We start from the raw sequence: 20865 nt of genomic DNA, 5'->3' as shown, positions 1-20865 counted from the left end.
CTGCAAAATTTCTGTAACGATTGGGAAATAAACAACCGTTCAATTCTATGCCGACGGGAGGGAGCGCTATGGATTTCGCGCTGAGCGAGGAACAAACAGCCATCTTTGATATGGCTTACGCCTTTGGACAGGAAAACATCGGCCCATTTGCCCGCCAGTGGGAAACAGATGGCACGATCCCCAAGGATCTGTGGCCCAAGATCGGAGAGCTTGGATTTGGCGCGTTGTATGTCTCGGAAGACGGCGGCGGGTCCGGTCTGACTCGATTGGATGCAACGCTGGTGTTCGAGGCCTTGTCGATGGCCTGCCCCTCGGTTGCGGCGTTCCTGTCGATCCACAACATGTGCGCCAAGATGTTGGACAGCTTTGCGGATGATGACCTGAAATCCCGCATCATGCCAGACGTGCTGACGATGAACACGGTGCTAAGCTATTGCCTGACCGAACCTGGATCGGGCTCGGACGCCGCAGCGCTGAAAACCCGCGCGGAACGCACGAATGAAGGTTACACGCTGAACGGGACCAAAGCGTTCATTTCGGGTGGTGGGTATTCTGACGCCTATGTCTGCATGGTCCGCACCGGTCAAGACGGGCCCAAAGGCATTTCCACGGTCTATGTCGAAGATGGTACGCCCGGCCTCAGCTTTGGCGCCCTAGAGAAGAAGATGGGGTGGTTAAGCCAACCCACTGCGCAGGTGCAATTCGACGATTGCAAGATTCCATCCGGCAATCTGGTCGGAACTGAGGGCGACGGTTTCAAATACGCCATGATGGGCCTGGATGGCGGGCGGCTGAACATCGCGTCCTGTTCGCTGGGTGCCGCGCAGGCAGGTCTGGATATGACCGTGCAATACATGTCCGAGCGCAAGGCCTTCGGCAAATCCATCGATCAGTTTCAAGCCCTGCAGTTCCGCCTGGCGGACATGGAGATCGAGCTTCAGGCCGCCCGCACTTTCCTACGACAAGCTGCCTGGAAACTGGATCAGGGCGCGCCGGATGCCACCAAGTTCTGCGCCATGGCCAAGAAATTCGTGACCGAGACCGGATCAAATGTGGTTGATCAATGCCTTCAATTGCATGGTGGCTATGGCTATCTGGCGGATTATGGGATCGAAAAGCTTGTGCGCGATCTGCGGGTGCACCAGATATTGGAAGGCACCAATGAGATTATGCGCGTGATCGTCGCGCGACAGATGCTTGTCGAGAGCTGAGGATCCAATGTCTGACATCGATATCCGCACGACCGGCCGCGCCGGGCGCATCACCCTGACGCGCCAAAAGGCCCTGAACGCACTGACCTATGAGATGTGCATGGCAATCGATGCGGCCCTGCGCAATTGGCGTGAAGACGACGCGGTGGACCTGATCATATTGGACGCCGAGGGCGACAAAGCGTTTTGCGCCGGCGGGGATATCGCCGACCTTTACGAAACCGGCACCAAGGGAAATTTCGGTTTTGGCCAGACGTTCTGGCGCGACGAATATCGCCTGAACGCATTGATCTTTGAGTATCCCAAACCGGTGATCAGTTTCTTGCAAGGCTTCACCATGGGTGGCGGCGTCGGTGTCGGTTGTCATGGTAGCCACCGCATTGTCGGTGAAAGCTCCAAAATCTCGATGCCCGAATGCTCGATTGGTCTGGTACCGGATGTAGGCGGCACGCTGATGTTGGCGCTGGCGCCCGGAAGACTGGGTGAGTTTCTGGGCATGACCGGTCATCGCATGGGGCCTGCGGATGCCATCCTCGCCGGGTTTGCCGATCACTTCATCCCACTTGCGCAGTGGTCTGACCTGATTGAGATGCTTGAAGCCTCTGGCAACGCGGACCTGCTGCTGAACCATGCAGAGACACCGCCAGGAGGTGAACTCTCCAGCATGCAAAGTGATATCGACCAGTTCTTTGGCGGTGAAACGCTTGGCGACATTTTGATCAATCTTCGGGGCAGCGATCAGGATTTCGCGTCAAACACGCTTAAGGCGCTGCAGCGTAATGCCCCGTTATCGATGGCATGTACGGTTGAAATGTTGCACCGTTTGCGCGGCCCCGCCCTGATCATGCGCCGCGCATTGGATATGGAATACCGGTTTACCTATCGGTCAATGGAACATGGCGACTTTCTTGAGGGCATCCGCGCCCAAATCATCGACAAAGACCGCAATCCGAACTGGCAGTTCGCCGATATGAACGTGCCTGCGGTGGCCGTTTCAAAAATGCTGCAGCCCCTGGGTGCAGAAGCGCTGACATTCGAGGAGGAGTAAGGCATGCAAATCGGATTCATTGGCTTGGGAAACATGGGCGCGCCCATGGCGGCCAACCTCGTCAAGGCAGGCCATCAGGTTCGTGGCTTTGATACAGCCGGTGTGGTTGTTGAGGGTGTAACACAAGTACAAACAGGCGCCGAAGCTGCCGCAAACGCAGAGGCTGTGATCACCATGTTGCCCAATGGCGCCATTCTGCAGGCCGTTGCTGATCAAATCATTCCGCACATGCAGAACGGCGCGGTGTTTATCGATTGCTCGACAGTAGATGTGGACAGCGCGCGCGCCGTAGCCGATCAGGCGACCTCTGTCGGGTTGCTGTCGGTGGACGCTCCGGTGTCGGGCGGCATTGGTGGCGCGTCTGCAGGCACCCTGACTTTCATGGCGGGTGGCTCGGGGCTAGCGTTTGCCAAGGCTGATCCCCTGTTCGACATCATGGGCCAGAAGGCCGTGCATTGCGGTGAGGCTGGCGCTGGGCAAGCTGCCAAGATCTGCAACAACATGATCCTCGGCGTCACCATGATCGCAACTTGTGAAGCCTTCGCGCTGGCCGACAAGCTGGGTTTGGATCGTCAGAAGATGTTCGATGTGGTCAGCACGTCATCAGGCTACAGCTGGACAATGAACGCGTATTGCCCCGCCCCCGGTGTTGGCCCGAGCAGCCCGGCAGACAACGGGTATCAGCCCGGATTTGCTGCTGAATTGATGCTGAAGGACCTGCGGCTCAGCCAACAAGCTGCCGACAGCGCGGATGCCGACACGCCTATGGGACATGCGGCAACGGCGCTTTACGAACAGTTCGTCGAAACTGAGGATGGCTTGGGGCAGGATTTCTCGGCCATGTTGCCGCGTTTCGAAAAACGCGGGCGCAGTTAAGACCTCGAAAGCGGGAACCCGCCAGTCCGAAGGTTAAAGGCCGGTCCCGCCTTCTTCACCAAGACAGTACAGGATACGGTCCTTGCGTGGCGCATGTAAGGATTCACGATGAAAAAGCTTGGTTTTGTTGGCGCAATTCTATTGCTGGCGCTCAGCCCAGCCGCAGTGATAGCGGGCAACGGAAAAGGCAAAGCTGGTCATTGCCCACCCGGGTTGGCCAAAAAGGCCGTGCCCTGCGTCCCGCCCGGCCAGGTCAACAAACTGTATCGGGCCGGCGACCGGATTGACCAAGATTACGTTTGGATTGACGATCCAGGCCGTTATGGCCTTGCACGAGGCGGCAACTATGTGCATGCCGGAGACTATGTCTATCGAATAGACCCGGACACGCGAAAAGTTCTGAACCTGATTGGGGCTATTGCCGATATCCTCTATTAAGGCGCGATCAACCCGCTACTCTGCCGCGACGCGTTTCGCGTCAAGCATGGGTTTGAGATATCGCCCCGTATGGCTCCGCTCGTTATCCGCGACCTTCTCGGGCGTGCCTTCGGCGACGATCTCGCCACCTCCGTCGCCGCCTTCAGGGCCAATGTCGATGATCCAATCCGCGGTTTTGATGACATCCAGATTGTGCTCGATCACAACTACGGTATTGCCCTGATCAACCAATTCGTGAAGCACTTCCAACAGCTTACGCACATCTTCGAAGTGAAGACCCGTCGTCGGCTCGTCCAGAATATATAATGTCCGCCCGGTCGACCGCTTGCTGAGCTCTTTCGACAGCTTCACCCGCTGCGCTTCGCCGCCGGACAGCGTCGTGGCTTGCTGGCCAACTTTGATGTAACCGAGACCCACGCGGGCCAGCGCATCCATCTTGTCACGGATTGACGGAACAGCTTTGAAGAAGTCCTGCGCATCTTCAACGGTCATATCCAGAACATCGGCGATGGATTTTCCCTTGAACTTGATCTCCAGCGTCTCGCGGTTGTATCGGGCGCCTTTGCAGGTCTCGCAGGTCACATAAACATCGGGCAGAAAGTGCATCTCTATCTTGATGACACCATCACCCTGACACGCCTCGCACCGTCCGCCTTTGACGTTAAAGCTGAACCGACCGGGCTTGTAACCGCGCGCCTTGGCCTCGGGCAGACCTGTAAACCAGTCTCGAATCGGGGTGAAGGCTCCTGTGTAAGTTGCTGGATTTGAACGCGGAGTTCGCCCGATGGGTCGCTGGTCAATGTCGATGACCTTGTCCAGATGCTCGAGCCCTTTGATCGTTTCGCATGGTGCGGGCGTTTGGCGCGCGCCGTTCAGGCGCATTGAGGCGGTCTTGAACAGCGTTTCAATGGTCAAAGTCGACTTACCGCCACCCGAGACACCGGTTACACACACAAATTTCGCCAATGGGAATGCAGCAGTGACGCTTTTCAGATTGTTGCCAGTGGCTTTGACCACCGAGACTTTTTTCTTATTGCCTTTGCGACGTGTGGATGGCACCGCGATTTCGCGGGTTCCGGCCAAGTATTGACCAGTCACCGAAGCCGCATCCGCCGCAATCTCGGCAGGTGTTCCTTGGCTGACCACCTGACCGCCGTGCACACCAGCACCCGGACCAATGTCAAAGACGTAATCAGCCTCGCGGATCGCCTCTTCATCATGTTCGACGACGATGACCGTGTTGCCCTGATCCCGCAGGTTCTTGAGCGTCCCCAACAGCCGGTCATTGTCGCGCTGGTGCAAACCAATTGAGGGCTCGTCGAGTACATACAACACGCCCGTCAGCCCAGACCCAATTTGGGATGCCAATCGGATTCGTTGACTCTCGCCCCCAGACAAAGTTCCACTTGAACGTGACAGGGTAAGATACTCTAACCCAACGTTATTCAAGAATCCCAGCCGTTCACGGATTTCCTTGAGAATAGCACGTGCGATTTCGTTCTTCTGCGTATTCAAATGGTTTGGTGCGTCCTCGACCCAGGCCAAAGCCTCTCTGATCGACATCTGAACCACCTGACCCACATGGTGGCCCGACATCTTGACGGCCAAGGCCTCAGCTCGCAGGCGGAAACCATTGCACGCGCCACAGGGACGATTGTTCTGATACCGTTCGAACTCTTCCCGGATCCAGGCGCTGTCGGTCTCGCGATAGCGCCGCTGCATATTTGGAATTACACCCTCGAAACTACGCGTGACCTGATAGACCCGTCCGCCTTCGTCATAGCGGAACTGGATTTCTTCATCGCCTGAACCGCGCAAAAATACTTGCTGAACCTTTTCAGGCAACTCTTTCCAGGGTGTGTTCTTGTCAAATTCATAGTGCCGGGCGATGGCTTCGATTGTCTGCAGGAAGTAGGGCGATTTGCCCTTACGCCACGGCGCCAATGCTCCGTCATACAGCTTTAGCGTCTGATCCGGCACGACGAGGCGCTCGTCAAAGAACAGCTCTACCCCCAACCCGTCGCAATCCGGACAGGCCCCAAAAGGCGCGTTGAATGAAAACAGGCGCGGTTCGATCTCGGGGATGGTGAAGCCACTGACAGGGCACGCAAAATTCTCGCTGAAGGTGATGCGTTCCGGATCGCCTTCCTTGGGCGCAGTTTCCAGAACGGCGATACCGTCGGCCAGATCCAAAGCGGTGCGCAGACTGTCGGCCAGCCGCGTTTCCATACCCTCGCGCACGACCAGACGATCCACAACAACATCAATGTCATGCCGAAACTTCTTGTCCAGTGTGGGCGGTTCGTCCAGCTCGTAGAACTCGCCATCTACTTTGACGCGTTGGAACCCCTGTTTGCGGAGTTCGAGGAATTCTTTTTTGTACTCGCCCTTACGGTCCCGCACGATCGGAGCAAGCAGATAGCCCCGCGTCCCCTCCTCCATCGTCATGATCCGGTCAACCATGTCTTGCACCTGCTGCGCCTCAATCGGCAGGCCGGTTGCGGGGCTGTATGGCGTGCCAGCGCGGGCAAACAGCAGGCGCATGTAATCGTAGATCTCAGTGACTGTGCCGACGGTCGAACGCGGGTTCTTCGACGTGGTTTTCTGTTCGATGGAGATTGCCGGGGATAGGCCGCTGATGTGATCCACATCGGGCTTTTCCATCATGTCCAGAAACTGCCGCGCATAGGCTGACAGGCTTTCGACATAGCGGCGTTGACCCTCGGCATAGATGGTATCAAATGCCAGTGACGACTTACCCGAACCGGATAACCCGGTGATCACAACCAACTGATCGCGCGGAATATCCACGTCGATACCTTTGAGGTTATGCTCGCGCGCGCCGCGCACCTCGATATTCTTCAACTCAGCCATTTCGGCCCCCAACAAACAAGTTTCTTAGAGATAGGCGAGTGGCGCTGAGTCTCCAATAGAAAAATTAGAACAAAGTATGAACGAACGAGTTTTCGCCGAACTGGTTCCTGTTTCCAAGGCAATCCACAAACGTCAAAGAGAGCCGCCCAATTGCAGGCGTCGTTCGAGTGTCAACATTTTGAAGAAAGTGGCGCGGTTGACGGGGCTCGAACCCGCGACCCCCGGCGTGACAGGCCGGTACTCTAACCATCTGAGCTACAACCGCGCATTTTAGGTGATCCCTTGACCCGGATCCAGGCTGACAGCAGTGGCGCGGTTGACGGGGCTCGAACCCGCGACCCCCGGCGTGACAGGCCGGTACTCTAACCATCTGAGCTACAACCGCCCGCTGCCCGTTCATTGCTGAACGTTGGGGTGTATTATGGGTCCGTCCCGGTATCGTCAAGCGGCGTTTTGAAGTTTTTTGCGCTCAGCCGATTTTTTCCCGGGCTGCTGGTAGGAGCAACAAGAACAGGTCGAACTATTCGGCCTTGGTGGCACACTTCGATGCCTCGCGGTCTTGCGCAACTTCCGAAGCCGCTGTAGAAGCGCGCCGCGAGGGTGATTAGCTCAGTGGTAGAGCGCTTCGTTCACATCGAAGATGTCAGGAGTTCAAATCTCTTATCACCCACCAATCAACAAGCCTTGTAGATTATTGTTTTTTAACTATATCTTTAAAGCGCCGAACATCCATGTGGGACACTAAGGCGGTTCTTGTGGGACATTCCTGTTACAAATGGTGTGGTAAATTCAGCCGTTTGATGGATAGAAAACGGGGGTGATAGTCCGCGTTAGCAGTTCTCGGATTCGCACTGCTCGTCTCCATCTTCTGGTTCAGGTTCCCGCTGTATCGGAAAGCCCTTACCATCGAGCCCGCGCTGACGCTTCGGCTCGTAAAATCTCGACTCATGTAACCGGAACAGATGCGGTGGCATGTTTTATCGGTTCAAAGATCATACTGGTTCCTTTGTGAGCGATTAGACTGAATTGCCCGCTGCGATGCTGCGTCTGCGTCAGCGGCTGACTGTATTCGTCTTCGGCGAAGGCTATTTGGCGACTGCGTCGGTGCATTCAAAGCTGAGAACTCGTATGAAAGAATGCCTTTCTATGGCTGCTATCTATTGTTGTAACGTCAGTCAACACACCAACCAATATACCAAAGACAATAGTGTAGAGGCCTTGGTCGATTGCCTGCCCGGTGGTCTTGGAACCGAGATAGCGCGCGGTACTACCGGGGTCTTCTGAAAACAGAACGGTAATAGCCATCACAATACGCAAGACACCAAACGCGATAGCAAGAACGGCCAGAATTCGACCAAGTTTCGTAAAAATCATGCCTAAACCCCATGGAGTATTTCGAATTCTCAATGCTCTTTCTAGTAGATCGGCGAAACCAGAAGCTCAATATCGGCAGGAAGCAAGTTGGCGCAGTCCGCATTCACTCTGGTATGTCAGAGCGTTAGCAATATATGAAATTGAGGAAGGTCGGCTATGCGGACAAAGTTGCCGTTGGCCAATCATTGGCCAACGGCAGAACTATTAAAGTAACCGCGTCGCCATGCCGCCATCAACTGCCAACGGAGCGCCCGTGACGAAGCTTGATCGATCAGACAGCAAAAACAGAGCTGCCTGAGCAATCTCTTTCGGTTCCGCCATCCGTTTGATGGGATGTAAACCAGCAATGAATTCATGCGTTGCCGGATCGTCACCCGCCATACCAGTTTTTGTCCCACCCGGGAGAATCGTGTTGATACGAATGCCTTGGGAAGCGTGGTCGGATGCCAAAGACTGTACCAAACCGATTAACCCTGCCTTGGACGCGGCATAGGCTCCCATGCCCGGCATTCCTCCATTGCTAAACCCGACAAACGTTCCGGTAAACACCATCGATCCGCTGCCCCGTTTTTCCATCGCCGGAAGTTGAGCTTTGGCCGCGAAAAATGCACTAGAGAGATTGGTTGCAATTACAGACTGCCAATTCGTTGCTTCCATTGCAGGAATTGGGCCCATTTCACCCATCATACCTGCATTGTTGAAGGCTCCATCAAGACCACCGAAACGTTGCTCTGCCAATTCGACGAGAGCCAATGCATAGTTTTCATCCTGTACGTCTCCAGCAAGGCAGGCTGCTTTCCCATTGCTTTGAGTGATTTGCCCAACCAACGTATTCAATTCAACTTCGCGCCGCGCTCCAAGCACTACATTGGCTCCTTCTTGGGCAAACAACAGTGCTGCTGCTGCTCCAATTCCACTGCTCGCTCCAGTGATGATTATCGTTTTGTCTTTGAGTTCCATGCTGATGCCTTTCATTAGTAGCATGCTGAGCACTTAATGTATCTGGAGAGGATGGAGCGACCCGTTTCTTGCGCCTGATGAAAGCGCAAATTCGAAATAGCAAGAAATGGGTCAGGTGAGGGGAGTAAGCTGGAAGCCGCCACTCATATTTCGCGCAGCATCCGGAACTAAGGGCTCAGAGCAGTCATTTACACTTTACCAGAACGACACTTTGTTCATGGCGTCAGCCATTGCGTCCATGGTCTCCGGGTCCGTGTAGTGGCGCATCATCTTTCCATCTGGCTTATGTCCGATGATCTGTTGCCGTATCTCTTTTGAAACGCCCTGACGCTTCATAGCCATATTGAACGTGCCGCGCGTCGAATACAGAGACACGCGCGGGCGTTTAAGTTTCAATTCCATCAAGATCGGGTCAAACTGCTTTTCGGAGAAGTTCTTCACCACATCCTTGATCAGCTTGCCATCAGCGTCACGGACACAGGCCAGCCCACCACCATTGATAAACGCCGGAAGGTCTGCAAGCCCCTCTGGCAGCGGCATAAGACGATTGCCGCTCTTGCTGAAACATATGTTTATTCCGATGCCCCGCCATTCATCCTGATAGGCGTCGATCTGGGAAACATCACAAACATCATCATCCCGAAGACGAAAAAACTCATGCGGCCTCATGCCAGTCAAGATTAGCGTCTTGATACACATAAGGTACGCGCGTCGGCGTTCTTTGCTCAGTCTGGTTTTGCCATCTGGGGCGAAACGCGCCTGCGCTGCATCCCATATTTTCACCACTTCATCCGGCTTGAAGGGAATTTGCTTTCGATCCTCAATTGACTTCGTGTCGCGAGGGAACTTAAGGCCCAGTGCAGGATTGACCTCTATCACTTCCTCGTCGAGCGCAAAGGACAGGACCGAACCAATCCCGGCGAAGAGGGTCCGTATTGAGGTCGGTTCAAGGCCAAAAGCAACAAGGTGGTCCCGGTGGTCCTTGAGCATCCTTGAGGTAACTTCGCGGGCGTCTAAGTCGCCTTCACGATCAATGAATCTCTGAATACCATTCCGGTATGCGCGGGCGGTGTTGTCGGACAAGGATTCCAGACCTTTGTAGCGGTCTAAAAGCTTCAAAAGCGTGTTCTCTGAATTGCTGGTAACCACCCTTTGAAGCTGGCGCAGGCGGGTTGCGACCATGCCTTTTAGCGCATCAAACATAATTGCGCTCGTTCCGTCATTCGGGCGCTGAGGGCGCAAGTGCCGCACCAAAGTCATGCCGAATGCGTCGTCAACAGGTTGGGCCTCGATGTAACTGTGATCACCGAAGGCGTACGCCATGAAGACCGCTAGGATTTCCCGCTCACGCTGGGCGCTTTCTTTCACCGCTTTCTGCATCACGGATTCAGTGTCGCGCCAGCGCTCTTTAGAAATCACTTCGGGATTGCTGAAATCGGAGGCTGGATTCGACGAGTGGTCCAGAGTTAAGTCCAGCACCTTGGCTGCGCTCTTGTTCTCATTCTGCCTGACACGTGCAGCGCGGGCATCGGGGTCAGACAGGGATTCAATCAGTGCATCGTGCTCGTCGGTAAGTTTGTGGCACCTACGAACGGCCTCGTCGAAATCAGAACCAAGCCGTTTTTCCCATACCTTCTTCCCCACCGCCTGTTGCATGCTTTCCGGGACGCGGCGGATGTACTTGCAAAGGCCAGTCTTAGCCGCGACTTTGAGGTAAGGAATGTCGTTCTTTGTGGGCATCCGGAAAAGCTCCATGTAGGACACTAGGCCATCCCATGTAGGACGCTTTTGGCACTCAAAACAAGCGACAACCCATATAATCAAGGTAATATGGCTCGATTTATCCAAGTCACATTTTCAAATCTCTTATCACCCACCACGCCCTCCCCGGTAAATCGTTGACTTTGTCTCTCTTTCCTCGGGCCGTTAGGTAACAGCCGGCTAGCTGCATTGTGAGAAACGAAAAAAGGCGCACCCATAAGATGCGCCCTTTTATTGGTTACAGATTAATTTAGTGGGCCGTAGCAGACGGGCTTGTGCTTTCTGCGGCTTTGGCTGCCGCCGCGGCTGCTTCCTCGGCGGCTTCGTCCCATTCGATAGGCTCAGGCGCACGCACCAAAGCTTGTTTCAGAACCTCTGAGACATGCGTCACCGGGATGATGTCCAGACCCTCTTTCACGTTGTCCGGAATCTCGACCAGATCCTTCGCGTTTTCCTCGGGGATCAGAACGGTTTTGATACCCCCACGTAGCGCCGCCAACAGCTTTTCCTTCAAGCCGCCAATTGGCATGGCGTTGCCACGCAGCGAGACCTCGCCGGTCATGGCAATGTCCTTGCGCACCGGAATACCGGTCAGCACCGACACGATCGATGTCACCATTGCCAGACCCGCACTTGGGCCATCTTTTGGTGTAGCACCGTCCGGCACATGGACGTGGATGTCCAACTTGTCGAATTTGGGTGGCTTCACCCCGATCTGAGGCGAGATGGACCGCACGTAGGACGAGGCTGCGTCGATGGATTCCTTCATCACATCGCCCAGCTTACCTGTGGTTTTCATCCGCCCCTTGCCCGGCAGTTTCAGCGCCTCGATATGCAGCAGATCACCACCGACCGATGTCCAAGCCAGACCGGTGACAACACCGACCTGATCATCCTGTTCGGCCAGACCATAGCGGAACTTTGGCACGCCCAGGAACTCATCAAGATTTTCCGGCGTAACCTCAACGGTTTCCGCCTCTTTCTTAATGATCTTGGTCAGCGATTTACGCGCTACTTTGGCAATTTCGCGTTCCAGATTCCGCACGCCAGCTTCGCGGGTGTAGGTGCGAATGATCGCCTGTAGCGCCTCATCTGTGAGTTCAAACTCCTTGGCTTTCAAACCATGGTTTTTGATCTGCTTGTCAATCAAGTGCTGCTTGGCAATCTCACGCTTTTCATCCTCGGTGTAACCGGCCAGCGGAATGATCTCCATCCGGTCAAGCAACGGCCCCGGCATGTTGTAGCTGTTGGACGTCGTCAGGAACATCACGTTCGACAGGTCATATTCCACTTCCAAGTAGTGGTCCATGAACGTGTTGTTCTGTTCAGGATCCAACACCTCAAGCATGGCAGATGCCGGGTCACCCCGGAAATCCTGCCCCATCTTGTCGATTTCATCCAACAAGATCAGCGGGTTCGTGGTTTTTGCTTTCTTCAGCGCCTGAATGATCTTGCCAGGCATCGAGCCGATATATGTCCGGCGGTGACCGCGAATCTCGGATTCGTCTCGTACCCCACCCAACGAGATGCGAATGAACTCGCGCCCCGTGGCCTTGGCAACGGACTTACCCAAGCTGGTCTTACCCACGCCCGGAGGGCCGACAAGGCACATGATCGGGCCTTTCAGCTTTTTCGAACGCTGCTGAACTGCCAGATATTCAACGATCCGCTCTTTGACCTTCTCAAGGCCATAGTGGTCGTCATCCAGAACTTTTTGCGCGCGACTCAGATCTTTTTTGACACGAGATTTGGTGCCCCACGGCAGAGCCAAAATCCAGTCCAGATAGTTGCGCACAACTGTGGCTTCAGCCGACATCGGGCTCATGTTGCGCAGCTTCTTCAGTTCGCCCTCGGCCTTTTCGCGCGCCTCTTTCGACAGCTTGGTCTCGGCGATTTTCTCTTCCAGCTCGGCGACTTCATTCGAGCCGTCTTCGCCATCGCCAAGTTCCTTCTGAATGGCCTTCATCTGCTCATTCAGATAGTATTCGCGCTGCGTCTTCTCCATCTGGGATTTGACGCGGGTTTTGATCTTTTTCTCGACCTGCAGAACCGACATTTCGCCCTGCATCAGGCCATAGACTTTCTCAAGCCGTTCGCTGACGCTGAGGGTTTCCAGCAGTTCCTGCTTTTGCTCGACCTCGATACCCAGATGACCGGACACAAGGTCCGCCAGTTTGGCGGGCTCGGTGGTTTCACCCACAGCGGTCAGAGCTTCTTCGGGGATGTTCTTGCGCACTTTTGCGTAACGTTCAAACTCATCCGCGACAGTACGCAGCAGCGCCTGAGTCGTGGTCACGTCACCCGGCATCTCGGTCAGATACTCGGCGCGGGCTTCAAAGAAATTGTCGTTCTCCAGAAATTCCGTGATCTGCACGCGTGCCTGGCCTTCAACCAGCACCTTAACAGTGCCGTCCGGCAGCTTCAGTAATTGCAGAACGTTGGCCAAAACGCCTGAACGGTAGATACCGTCGACATCCGGGTCATCGACGCCGGGATCAATTTGGCTGGACAACAGAATTTGCTTGTCATCCTGCATCACCTCTTCCAGCGCGCGGACCGATTTATCGCGGCCCACGAAAAGCGGCACAATCATATGTGGAAACACCACGATGTCGCGCAGTGGCAGGACGGGGTATGAGGAATTCAGAGGCTCTTGCATGCTCTATCCTTATCGTTGGCAAGACGGCTCTGGTCCCTCATCGAGGCAACACTCGGCAGTCTCCTGTCTTGGACAATAAAGGTGGGGCCTCATCGCCCTTTTTCAACCTTACCGCCATGTATCAAAAATCAGAATGAACCGAGGTGTTACCGACTGCAAGATGTCCGCGTGACATATCCACCGAAAATTGTCGAAACACGCGACTTAGATTTGTCAGCGTGGCATCAAAAGACGCGTTGAACCGCCCGGGACAAAAAGAATCCGTGATCGTCCTGATTTTTGCACTCAAGCCCCTTTTTCGATGAATTGCACACAAAACCACCAAACTGACCCGTTACGCCGTATTCGGCCCGGTGATACCCGTCGCGATGACGGCTAAGGGGCGCGCAAATCATCTGAACAGTACCGGTGTTGTTCATCAAGAACTCGTGGCCCCAATCGGCCTGGCAATTGGCCGGTCGCGGCAAGGCCGGCGGGCCTTTGCGTTCAATGATCGTGCATTGAATGTCCGAAACGCCTGCACTTTCACCGACCGAGCATTGTATGTTTTCTGACGGGGTTTCAAACGTCCAGACATCGGAAAAAGCGGGCGTGGCACATACAATCATCGCGCCGATCAGTGGGCGGAACATCACAGCCTCCGAGGTCAATTCGCAAAATAGCACGGCCTAAATCTTGAAACAGTGTACTGTTTTTGAGGCGAATTGTCACCGGAAAGAGAGATTAAAGTGGCCTGATATCTCCTTGCGCGCGCTGCGCATGGAACTGTTGCTGCCACGTCTCAAATGTTCCCGCAGAAATCGCATCGCGCATACCCTGCATGATTTCCTGAAAGTAATGCAGGTTGTGCCATGTCAGAAGCATGCCCGAAATCATCTCATTCGCGCGGAAGACATGGTGCAGATAGGCACGCGAGTAGTTTGAGCACGCAGGACAGGAACATGCCTCGTCCAAGGGGCGCGGATCATCGGCGTGCCTTGCGTTTTTGATGTTCACAACGCCAAACCGCGTGAACACCTGGCCTGTGCGACCAGATCGAGAAGGCAGTACACAATCCATCATGTCGATGCCGCGTGCAACCGCCCCAACGATATCATCAGGCTTCCCGACCCCCATCAAATACCGCGGCTTATCATCAGGCAGGAAATCAGGGGCATAATCGAGGCAAGAGAACATCGCCTCCTGCCCCTCGCCGACGGCCAGACCTCCTATTGCGTAGCCTTCAAATCCAATGCCCTTCAAAGCTTCGGCGCTTTCTTCGCGCAAATCACGCTCTAACCCGCCCTGCATGATACCAAACAGCGCGTGCCCCGGACGGTCTCCAAACGCTTCACGAGATCTGTCTGCCCACCGCATCGACAGGCGCATAGATTCGGCAATACGGTCGCGATCAGCTGGCAATGCGGGACATTCGTCGAAACACATGACGATATCGGATCCAAGCAGCCGTTGGATCTCCATAGATCGTTCCGGGGACAATTCGTGTTTGGAGCCGTCAATATGAGATTTGAAGGTCACACCCTTCTCGGTCAGTTTACGCAGCCCCGCCAGCGACATGACCTGAAACCCGCCCGAGTCCGTCAGGATCGGTCGATCCCAGTTCATGAACTTATGTAACCCGCCCAGACGGTCGATCCGTTCTGCAGTGGGACGCAGCATCAGGTGATATGTGTTGCCCAGCAGAATATCCGCGCCCGTGGCGCGCACGCTTTCGGGCATCATCGCCTTAACCGTAGCCGCTGTTCCGACCGGCATAAAAGCGGGCGTACGCACGTCGCCGCGCGGAGTCTTGATGACGCCGTTGCGGGCTTTGCCATCAGTGGCTTTCAGTTCAAATGAAAATCGCAGGGTCATGTTATCATCTCGGATCGCGGAACCGGGCAGCATCTGCCCGATCCACCCACCCAATGCAACCCGTCAGGGCAATGAGGCGACGCGGTCCGTAAACAAACGCACCACCCCTGCCCCGTCCACATTGCGGCAAACCGAGATTGACGGGCGGGACAGATTCGGCCGCGTCGCCCCTAATTCAGGCCCTTGCGTAATGACCTGAAGGCCAGTTGAAACCATGTCGAACATCGGATCATGGGTGCAGGCGATCACAGCTGTTGAATCATGCAATCCGCACCCTTCAAGCCCACCAATTTCCTTGTAGAACTTCAGATAGAACCGGGAAATATCGCGCAGGAACGCCCCCATATCCGGGGATCGATTGGCTAACACTTCGAAATCGGCGGGCTCATAGAGGGTTTTCAGGGTCACATCCAACCCGACCAGAACAGTTTCCGGCGGGGTCGCGAAGACTTCGTTGGCGGCCAGCGCGTCGTGATAGATGTTCGCCTCAGCGTGCTGAGTAACATTCCCCGGGCAGAACACCGCTCCGCCCATAATCACCAGCCGCTTCAGATTCGACGAAAACTCGGGATCAAGGCGGATTGCATCCGCAATGTTGGTCAAAGGTCCGACTGCACAGACCACCAGTTCACCTTTGTGGGCGCGGGCCATTTCAGCAAGATATTCAGCAGCAGGCAAAGTGTGATTGTCACCGATTTCAGGGATTTCTGTCAGGTCGCCAAAACCTTCTGGGCCATGGACATGCTCGGACGGCGCATGGCCGTCTGCTCCACGCGCGAAGGGCGCGCCTTGAGCTACGGGAATATCCAGCCCCAATTTGTCCAGCAGATACCGCGCGTTGCGACTTGATTGGTGCACATGCGTGTTGCCAAAGACGGTGGTCAGGCCAACCAGTTCGATTTCAGGGGCCGCAGCGGCATATGCGATGGCCATTGCATCATCGATGCCCGGGTCGGTGTCGATTATCAGTTTCATAGCGCCCCGATATCGTAGTCTGATAAGGATGCAAAGCGGTCACAATACATAAACACGGCCTCAACTTACTCTATTTGAACGTTTGCATTCGCCTTGTTTCCATCCATACCAGAGTTGAAATCACACGACTCAACTCATAAATGTATACCATCGTACACAATAAAAGAGGACAGATATGACCGAAGACCAGATTATTGGGTTGCTTTCGTCAAACATCATCTACGTTTTGGCCGCCGTTTTGGTGGTTGTCGTTATTCTCAAGGGCATCAAGATCGTCCCGCAATCCGAAAAGTATGTGGTCGAACGGTTCGGGCGCCTGCACTCGGTCCTCGGCCCCGGCATCAACTTTATCGTTCCATTTCTGGATGTTGCGCGTCATAAAATTTCGATCCTGGAACGCCAGCTTCCGAACGCCACTCAGGACGCGATCACCAAGGACAATGTTCTGGTTCAAATCGACACCTCGGTCTTCTACCGTATTTTGGAGCCGGAAAAGACAGTCTACCGTATTCGGGACGTGGACGGCGCCATTGCCACAACCGTTGCCGGCATCGTCCGGGCGGAAATTGGTAAGATGGATCTGGACGAGGTCCAATCGAACCGATCGCAACTGATTAATCGTATTCAGGAGAGCGTTGAAACCGCTGTCGATGATTGGGGCATTGAAGTCACCCGCGCAGAGATTCTGGACGTGAATCTGGATCAGGCGACACGGGACGCAATGTTACAGCAGCTGAACGCCGAACGTGCACGCCGGGCGCAGGTGACCGAAGCGGAAGGTCTAAAACGATCGGTCGAGTTGCAAGCCGACGCCGAATTATACGCGGCCGAGCAAACTGCCAAGGCCCGCCGTATCCAAGCTGACGCCGAGGCCTACGCCACAGGTGTTGTTGCCAAAGCCATTCAGGACAATGGCATCGAAGCGGCGCAGTATCAGGTCGCACTGAAGCAAGTTGAATCCCTGAACGCGCTGGGCAACGGTTCTGGAAAACAGACGATCATCGTTCCTGCAAACGCAATTGAAGCCTTTGGGGATGCGTTCAAGATGCTCAAGGGAGGAAAATGATGGCGGATCCCTTTTGGCTGACGTGGTGGATTTGGCTGGCCGCCGCACTTGCGCTGGCGATCCTTGAAGTTGCCCTGCCCGGTTTCATATTTCTGGGCTTTGCAATCGGCGCAGCGATCACGGGCCTTCTATTGGTCATTCCGGGGTTTGTACCGTCATTGTCCTTTCTGTTGCTGATATTCGCGGTTCTGTCTTTGGTGGCCTGGCTTATCCTGCGTCGGATGTTCGCCCGGCCGCATGGTCAGGTGAAGACCTTTGAACACGATATCAATGACTAAACAGCTTTGGCGCTCAACTGGGCGCTATTGCCCCACTGGACGCTGTAGCAGGCATTCCCTATATAATCACTCAGGCAACTGACCCGAGGCACCAATGACCCACCCGAGCGAACAGTTTGAAGGCACACCGCTGATTGCGCCGTCGACAATAGAACACCCCTTGTACGAGCTCGTGGTTGAAGCGTGCCGGACGGTTTTTGATCCTGAAATTCCCGTCAACATCTACGACCTTGGGCTGATCTATACGATCGATATCGCCAGCGACAACGCCGTGAAGGTGATCATGACGCTCACCGCCCCCGGCTGCCCCGTTGCCGGTGAGATGCCCGGATGGATCATGGAAGCCATTGAACCCGTCGCTGGTGTAAAAGAAGTTGACGTCGAACTGACCTGGGAACCGCCCTGGGGCATGGAAATGATGTCGGACGAAGCTCGTCTGGAACTCGGCTTTATGTAAGCCCGCTTCGCGTGATCGCACTCCAGTCGTTGTCACAAAACGGTTTCTTCTCTGTTACTGAACCGTAAAATCATTGTCATACAATTGTGGGACACATGGGGGGCATTATCGTCATCTCGATCACTTGGCGCGTTAGATGCGCGGGCCGACTGATTGATTGCCGCCCCCAAAAGACCTAGGCCCAAATACGGACCGTTCTTGCCCGAGAACGGTCCTTTTTCATGGTAACGTTTCCTACGGCCAGATCTATTTCAGACCACAGGTCGCTTTGATTTCGGCCGATCTGGCATCAAGCTGCTTAATGTAGTCCCCTGACAACATCCTGAGCCTCTTATTCTCGGTTCCCGTCACCAACCCAAGCAATGCACCAGCAGGCGTAATGGCAGCCACACTTTCAAGTTGCTTGTCTTCGGCATGCTTTTTTTCCGCATCGATGGCGCGCAGATCGCCCTCGGCTGTTGCGCAATTGACCGGATGTCTTTCAGTGTCCGACGCGGCAAACGCTGGGCCAATAGCCATAACACCTGCAACACAGAACACAGGCATCAGCTTCGCCAATACCTTAACCTTGATGTTTAGCACATTCATTCCACGTCACCTTTCTCATCGGGTTGCATTGCAGCATTCAATCAAAGTGGGTCGCACATTGGCAAGCTAAGGCGATCACCACAACCAAACAAGCTGTGGATTCCGAAACACCCAAAAAGCCATAATCGATGGGAAAATCTGTTCTTTTCCACACACATACTTGAGCCTCACCTCAGTCGGCCCTAAATTGAAGGTAACGCGCGACGACGGAGACTCAGATGTTTGGCATTCCCGGCAAGCAAGCCGTGACCATAACGCCCAAAGCTGCAGAGCAGATCACCCGCCTGATGTCATCCGGCGGTCATGCCGGGTTGCGCATTGGTGTCAAAAAAGGCGGATGCGCTGGCATGGAATACACCATGGAATATGTCGATCAGCCTGACCCACATGACGAGGTTGTCGAACAAGACGGCGCGCGTGTGATGATCGCCCCAATGGCGCAGATGTTCCTGTTTGGCACTGAAATCGACTATGAGGTCTCCTTGCTGGAAGCGGGTTTCAAGTTCAAAAACCCGAATGTCGTCGATGCCTGCGGCTGCGGTGAATCGATTAAATTCGATGAAAGCCTTGCGTCACAGCGCTGAACTCTCCTGCAACAGAGTTGAATTTCGTTTGGGCTGTCCTTCAGGCGCCGTCTTCAAACGCTGCGCCTGCTATCTGCAACCGGAATTGTCAGGCTGTCCAGACGGTGCTATCCGATCTATCAAATGACATAGTGTTACGAGAGGATTGGATATGCGGCGTAAGCTGGCGGCTGGAAACTGGAAAATGAACGGAACCGGCGCTGCGCTGAGTGAGCTTGACCTGCTGGCGGCCAAACATCCCTCTCCTTCCCTTGATATTCTGATTTGCCCACCTGCGCCCCTGCTCCATCGCGCCGCCAGTGCGGTTGAGAACACCAGTGTTTCGGTTGGCGGTCAGGATTGTCATGCGGACGCCTCGGGTGCTCATACCGGTGATATCAGTGCTGAAATGCTAAAGGACGCAGGTGCAAGCGCCGTGATCCTAGGACATTCTGAACGGCGCGTGGATCACGGGGAACGGAACGAAGACGTGCGCGCAAAAGCGCGGACAGTTATGGATGCAGGGTTGCAGGCGATCATCTGTGTTGGTGAAAGCCTTGAACAACGCGACGTGGCCAATACGCTGGACATCATTGGCGGCCAATTGTCCGGGTCTATCCCGGATCAGTCGACCGGCGAGAATCTGGTGGTTGCCTATGAACCGATCTGGGCCATCGGCACCGGTAAGGTTCCGACACTGGAAGAGATTGGTGAGGTTCACGATTTCATCCGCGCCCGGTTGGAACGCCGATTTGGCGAAGGCGTCGGTCGATCCGTGCGTCTGTTGTACGGTGGGTCCGTCAAGCCAGGCAATGCCACTGAAATCTTCGGCGTCTCAAATGTCGACGGTGCATTGGTTGGTGGCGCAAGCTTAAAGGCCGAAGACTTTTCGGGCATTATTCAGGCGCTGGAAAGTATCTGAGCGCGGCCCAAACGGGTCCGTGGTCTATTCTGCGATGTCTTCAGCCCATAGCTCTGGCTTTTCTTCGATGAAGCGCTTCATCAGTGCAATGCATTGGGGGTCCTCCGCCAGGATGACCTCGACACCTCGTTCACGCAGGAAGTCTTCATTACCCCCAAAATTCTGCGTATCGCCGATGACAACGCGCGGAATGCCAAACTGAACAATGGTTCCAGCGCACATCATGCAAGGTGACAAAGACGTATAGAGCACCGTGTCGCGATAGGTTCGTTGCCGTCCAGCTTTGCGCAACGCATCCATTTCGCCGTGCGCAATCGGGTCGCCGCGCTGGACACGCTGGTTGCGCCCTTGTGAGACAACCTGCCCATCTCGGGCCAGTACAGATCCGATCGGGCAACCACCTTCATCAAACCCCGCCTTGGCTTCGTCATAGGCGATGCGCAGCAAACGTGCGTCGGTTTCGGTAAACATGCTGGGGGTTCCTTGTGCGGTCCTTGCTCGCCATCCTGCCGAAGGCATCGGAATGCGTCAACGGCAGGATAATCCAGCTAAGACATCTTCATAACGACAAGACCTGACACAATCAGAACGGCCGCAAGAATCCTAAATGGGGTGATGGCTTCACCCAAAAACATGATGCCAACCATAAACGCACCAACAGCGCCGATGCCGGTCCAGATGACATAGGCTGTCCCGAGCGGCAGAGTGCGCATCGCCAGTGCCAACAGACCAAAGGATCCGATCATCGACACGCCCATGATCGCCGTGGGCCAAAAGCGCGTGAACCCGGCAGATTGCTTCATGGCAACAGCCCAAACGATTTCCAACAGGCCAGCGAACAAAAGAAAAATCCAAGACATAAGAACACCTTTGATCAGGTCGGGTCGTCCCGACTGATTTCCCGGTGAGGGGAGGTCGTCCTCTGACTGTTAGATAAGACCTGAAAATACAGGATCAAGAC

At 54.8% G+C, this 20865-nt stretch carries 20 protein-coding genes and 3 tRNA genes; 10 read left to right on the top strand and 13 right to left on the bottom strand.

Going from position 1 to position 20865, the window contains the following annotated elements; genetic code table 11:
• Positions 1-68 precede the first annotated feature (68 nt).
• The 4 genes from D9K61_RS22020 (at position 69) to D9K61_RS22010 (ending at position 3573) form a co-directional block, all read left to right on the top strand.
• Positions 69-1211: an acyl-CoA dehydrogenase family protein gene (locus D9K61_RS22020; protein WP_120635333.1), complete on the top strand. Its 1143-nt coding sequence runs from the start codon at positions 69-71 to the stop codon at positions 1209-1211.
• 7 nt (positions 1212-1218) lie between these two features.
• Complete coding sequence (locus tag D9K61_RS27635) at positions 1219-2259, top strand: enoyl-CoA hydratase/isomerase family protein (protein ID WP_254055841.1); 1041 nt, start codon at positions 1219-1221, stop codon at positions 2257-2259.
• 3 nt (positions 2260-2262) lie between these two features.
• Complete coding sequence (gene mmsB, locus D9K61_RS27630; RefSeq protein WP_254055840.1) at positions 2263-3135, top strand: 3-hydroxyisobutyrate dehydrogenase; 873 nt, start codon at positions 2263-2265, stop codon at positions 3133-3135.
• A gap of 108 nt (positions 3136-3243) precedes the next feature.
• On the top strand, positions 3244-3573 hold the full coding sequence (locus tag D9K61_RS22010; RefSeq protein ID WP_120635332.1) for a hypothetical protein: 330 nt from the start codon (positions 3244-3246) through the stop codon (positions 3571-3573).
• A 15-nt stretch (positions 3574-3588) separates the two neighbouring features.
• Here D9K61_RS22010 and uvrA read toward each other — a convergent pair whose 3' ends face one another.
• The 3 genes from uvrA to D9K61_RS21995 all read right to left on the bottom strand — a co-directional run bounded on the left by uvrA (position 3589) and on the right by D9K61_RS21995 (position 6832).
• Positions 3589-6447: an excinuclease ABC subunit UvrA gene (gene uvrA, locus D9K61_RS22005; RefSeq protein ID WP_120635331.1), complete on the bottom strand. Its 2859-nt coding sequence runs from the start codon at positions 6445-6447 to the stop codon at positions 3589-3591.
• 188 nt (positions 6448-6635) lie between these two features.
• A tRNA-Asp gene (locus D9K61_RS22000) sits at positions 6636-6712 on the bottom strand.
• A 43-nt stretch (positions 6713-6755) separates the two neighbouring features.
• A tRNA-Asp gene (locus D9K61_RS21995) sits at positions 6756-6832 on the bottom strand.
• Positions 6833-7045: 213 nt separating this feature from the next.
• On the opposite strand from D9K61_RS21995, the gene D9K61_RS21990 reads away from it, so the two are divergent.
• A tRNA-Val gene (locus D9K61_RS21990) sits at positions 7046-7120 on the top strand.
• A gap of 437 nt (positions 7121-7557) precedes the next feature.
• Here D9K61_RS21990 and D9K61_RS21985 read toward each other — a convergent pair.
• The 7 genes from D9K61_RS21985 to D9K61_RS21955 form a co-directional block, all read right to left on the bottom strand.
• A complete protein-coding gene (locus D9K61_RS21985) occupies positions 7558-7821 on the bottom strand; it encodes a hypothetical protein (RefSeq protein WP_120635330.1) in 264 nt (87 codons plus the stop codon).
• Positions 7822-8025: 204 nt separating this feature from the next.
• Positions 8026-8781 (bottom strand): SDR family oxidoreductase, encoded by a 756-nt coding sequence (locus D9K61_RS21980; RefSeq protein ID WP_120635658.1) that lies wholly within the window; start codon positions 8779-8781, stop codon positions 8026-8028.
• Between the two features lie 195 nt (positions 8782-8976).
• A complete protein-coding gene (locus D9K61_RS21975) occupies positions 8977-10536 on the bottom strand; it encodes a phage integrase SAM-like domain-containing protein (protein ID WP_254055851.1) in 1560 nt (519 codons plus the stop codon).
• A gap of 256 nt (positions 10537-10792) precedes the next feature.
• Complete coding sequence (lon, locus tag D9K61_RS21970) at positions 10793-13201, bottom strand: endopeptidase La (RefSeq protein WP_120635328.1); 2409 nt, start codon at positions 13199-13201, stop codon at positions 10793-10795.
• Between the two features lie 224 nt (positions 13202-13425).
• Positions 13426-13833: a DUF6636 domain-containing protein gene (locus tag D9K61_RS21965; RefSeq protein WP_120635327.1), complete on the bottom strand. Its 408-nt coding sequence runs from the start codon at positions 13831-13833 to the stop codon at positions 13426-13428.
• Between the two features lie 91 nt (positions 13834-13924).
• Positions 13925-15055 (bottom strand): tRNA guanosine(34) transglycosylase Tgt, encoded by a 1131-nt coding sequence (gene tgt, locus D9K61_RS21960; protein ID WP_120635657.1) that lies wholly within the window; start codon positions 15053-15055, stop codon positions 13925-13927.
• Positions 15056-15118: 63 nt separating this feature from the next.
• Positions 15119-16030: a nucleoside hydrolase gene (locus tag D9K61_RS21955; protein ID WP_120635326.1), complete on the bottom strand. Its 912-nt coding sequence runs from the start codon at positions 16028-16030 to the stop codon at positions 15119-15121.
• A gap of 175 nt (positions 16031-16205) precedes the next feature.
• Between D9K61_RS21955 and D9K61_RS21950 the strand changes: the two genes are divergently transcribed.
• The 3 genes from D9K61_RS21950 to D9K61_RS21940 all read left to right on the top strand — a co-directional run bounded on the left by D9K61_RS21950 (position 16206) and on the right by D9K61_RS21940 (position 17831).
• On the top strand, positions 16206-17096 hold the full coding sequence (locus tag D9K61_RS21950; protein WP_120635325.1) for an SPFH domain-containing protein: 891 nt from the start codon (positions 16206-16208) through the stop codon (positions 17094-17096).
• Positions 17096-17374, top strand: a complete 279-nt coding sequence (locus tag D9K61_RS21945) for an NfeD family protein (RefSeq protein ID WP_120635656.1) — start codon at positions 17096-17098, stop codon at positions 17372-17374. The genes D9K61_RS21950 and D9K61_RS21945 overlap by 1 nt, the downstream gene beginning before the upstream one ends.
• Before the next feature lie 94 nt (positions 17375-17468).
• The gene (locus D9K61_RS21940; protein WP_120635324.1) at positions 17469-17831 is read left to right on the top strand and encodes an SUF system Fe-S cluster assembly protein; all 363 of its coding nucleotides are present in this window, start codon (positions 17469-17471) and stop codon (positions 17829-17831) included.
• A gap of 246 nt (positions 17832-18077) precedes the next feature.
• Here the strand turns inward: D9K61_RS21940 and D9K61_RS21935 are convergent, their stop codons facing one another.
• Positions 18078-18419 carry a hypothetical protein gene (locus tag D9K61_RS21935; RefSeq protein WP_254055839.1) on the bottom strand — a complete coding sequence of 114 codons (342 nt, stop codon included), beginning with the start codon at positions 18417-18419 and terminating at the stop codon, positions 18078-18080.
• 218 nt (positions 18420-18637) lie between these two features.
• Here D9K61_RS21935 and D9K61_RS21930 point away from each other — a divergent pair, with 218 nt between their 5' ends.
• Together D9K61_RS21930 and tpiA are read left to right on the top strand one after the other, a co-directional pair.
• A complete protein-coding gene (locus D9K61_RS21930; RefSeq protein ID WP_120635323.1) occupies positions 18638-19003 on the top strand; it encodes an iron-sulfur cluster assembly accessory protein in 366 nt (121 codons plus the stop codon).
• A gap of 151 nt (positions 19004-19154) precedes the next feature.
• Positions 19155-19904, top strand: coding sequence for a triose-phosphate isomerase (tpiA, locus tag D9K61_RS21925; RefSeq protein WP_120635322.1), 750 nt, complete (start codon positions 19155-19157; stop codon positions 19902-19904).
• Between the two features lie 24 nt (positions 19905-19928).
• On the opposite strand, the gene D9K61_RS21920 is transcribed toward tpiA, so the two are convergent.
• Both D9K61_RS21920 and D9K61_RS21915 read right to left on the bottom strand, forming a co-directional pair.
• Entirely contained in the window at positions 19929-20375 is a 447-nt protein-coding gene (locus tag D9K61_RS21920; protein WP_120635321.1) for a nucleoside deaminase, read from the bottom strand.
• Positions 20376-20452: 77 nt separating this feature from the next.
• Positions 20453-20764, bottom strand: a complete 312-nt coding sequence (locus D9K61_RS21915) for a multidrug efflux SMR transporter (protein WP_120635320.1) — start codon at positions 20762-20764, stop codon at positions 20453-20455.
• Positions 20765-20865 lie beyond the last annotated feature (101 nt).

Origin of the sequence: Ruegeria sp. EL01 (assembly GCF_900313035.1) — a bacterium.
Taxonomy (GTDB): Bacteria; Pseudomonadota; Alphaproteobacteria; order Rhodobacterales; family Rhodobacteraceae; genus Ruegeria.
This window is presented reverse-complemented; position numbering and strand designations above follow the sequence as displayed.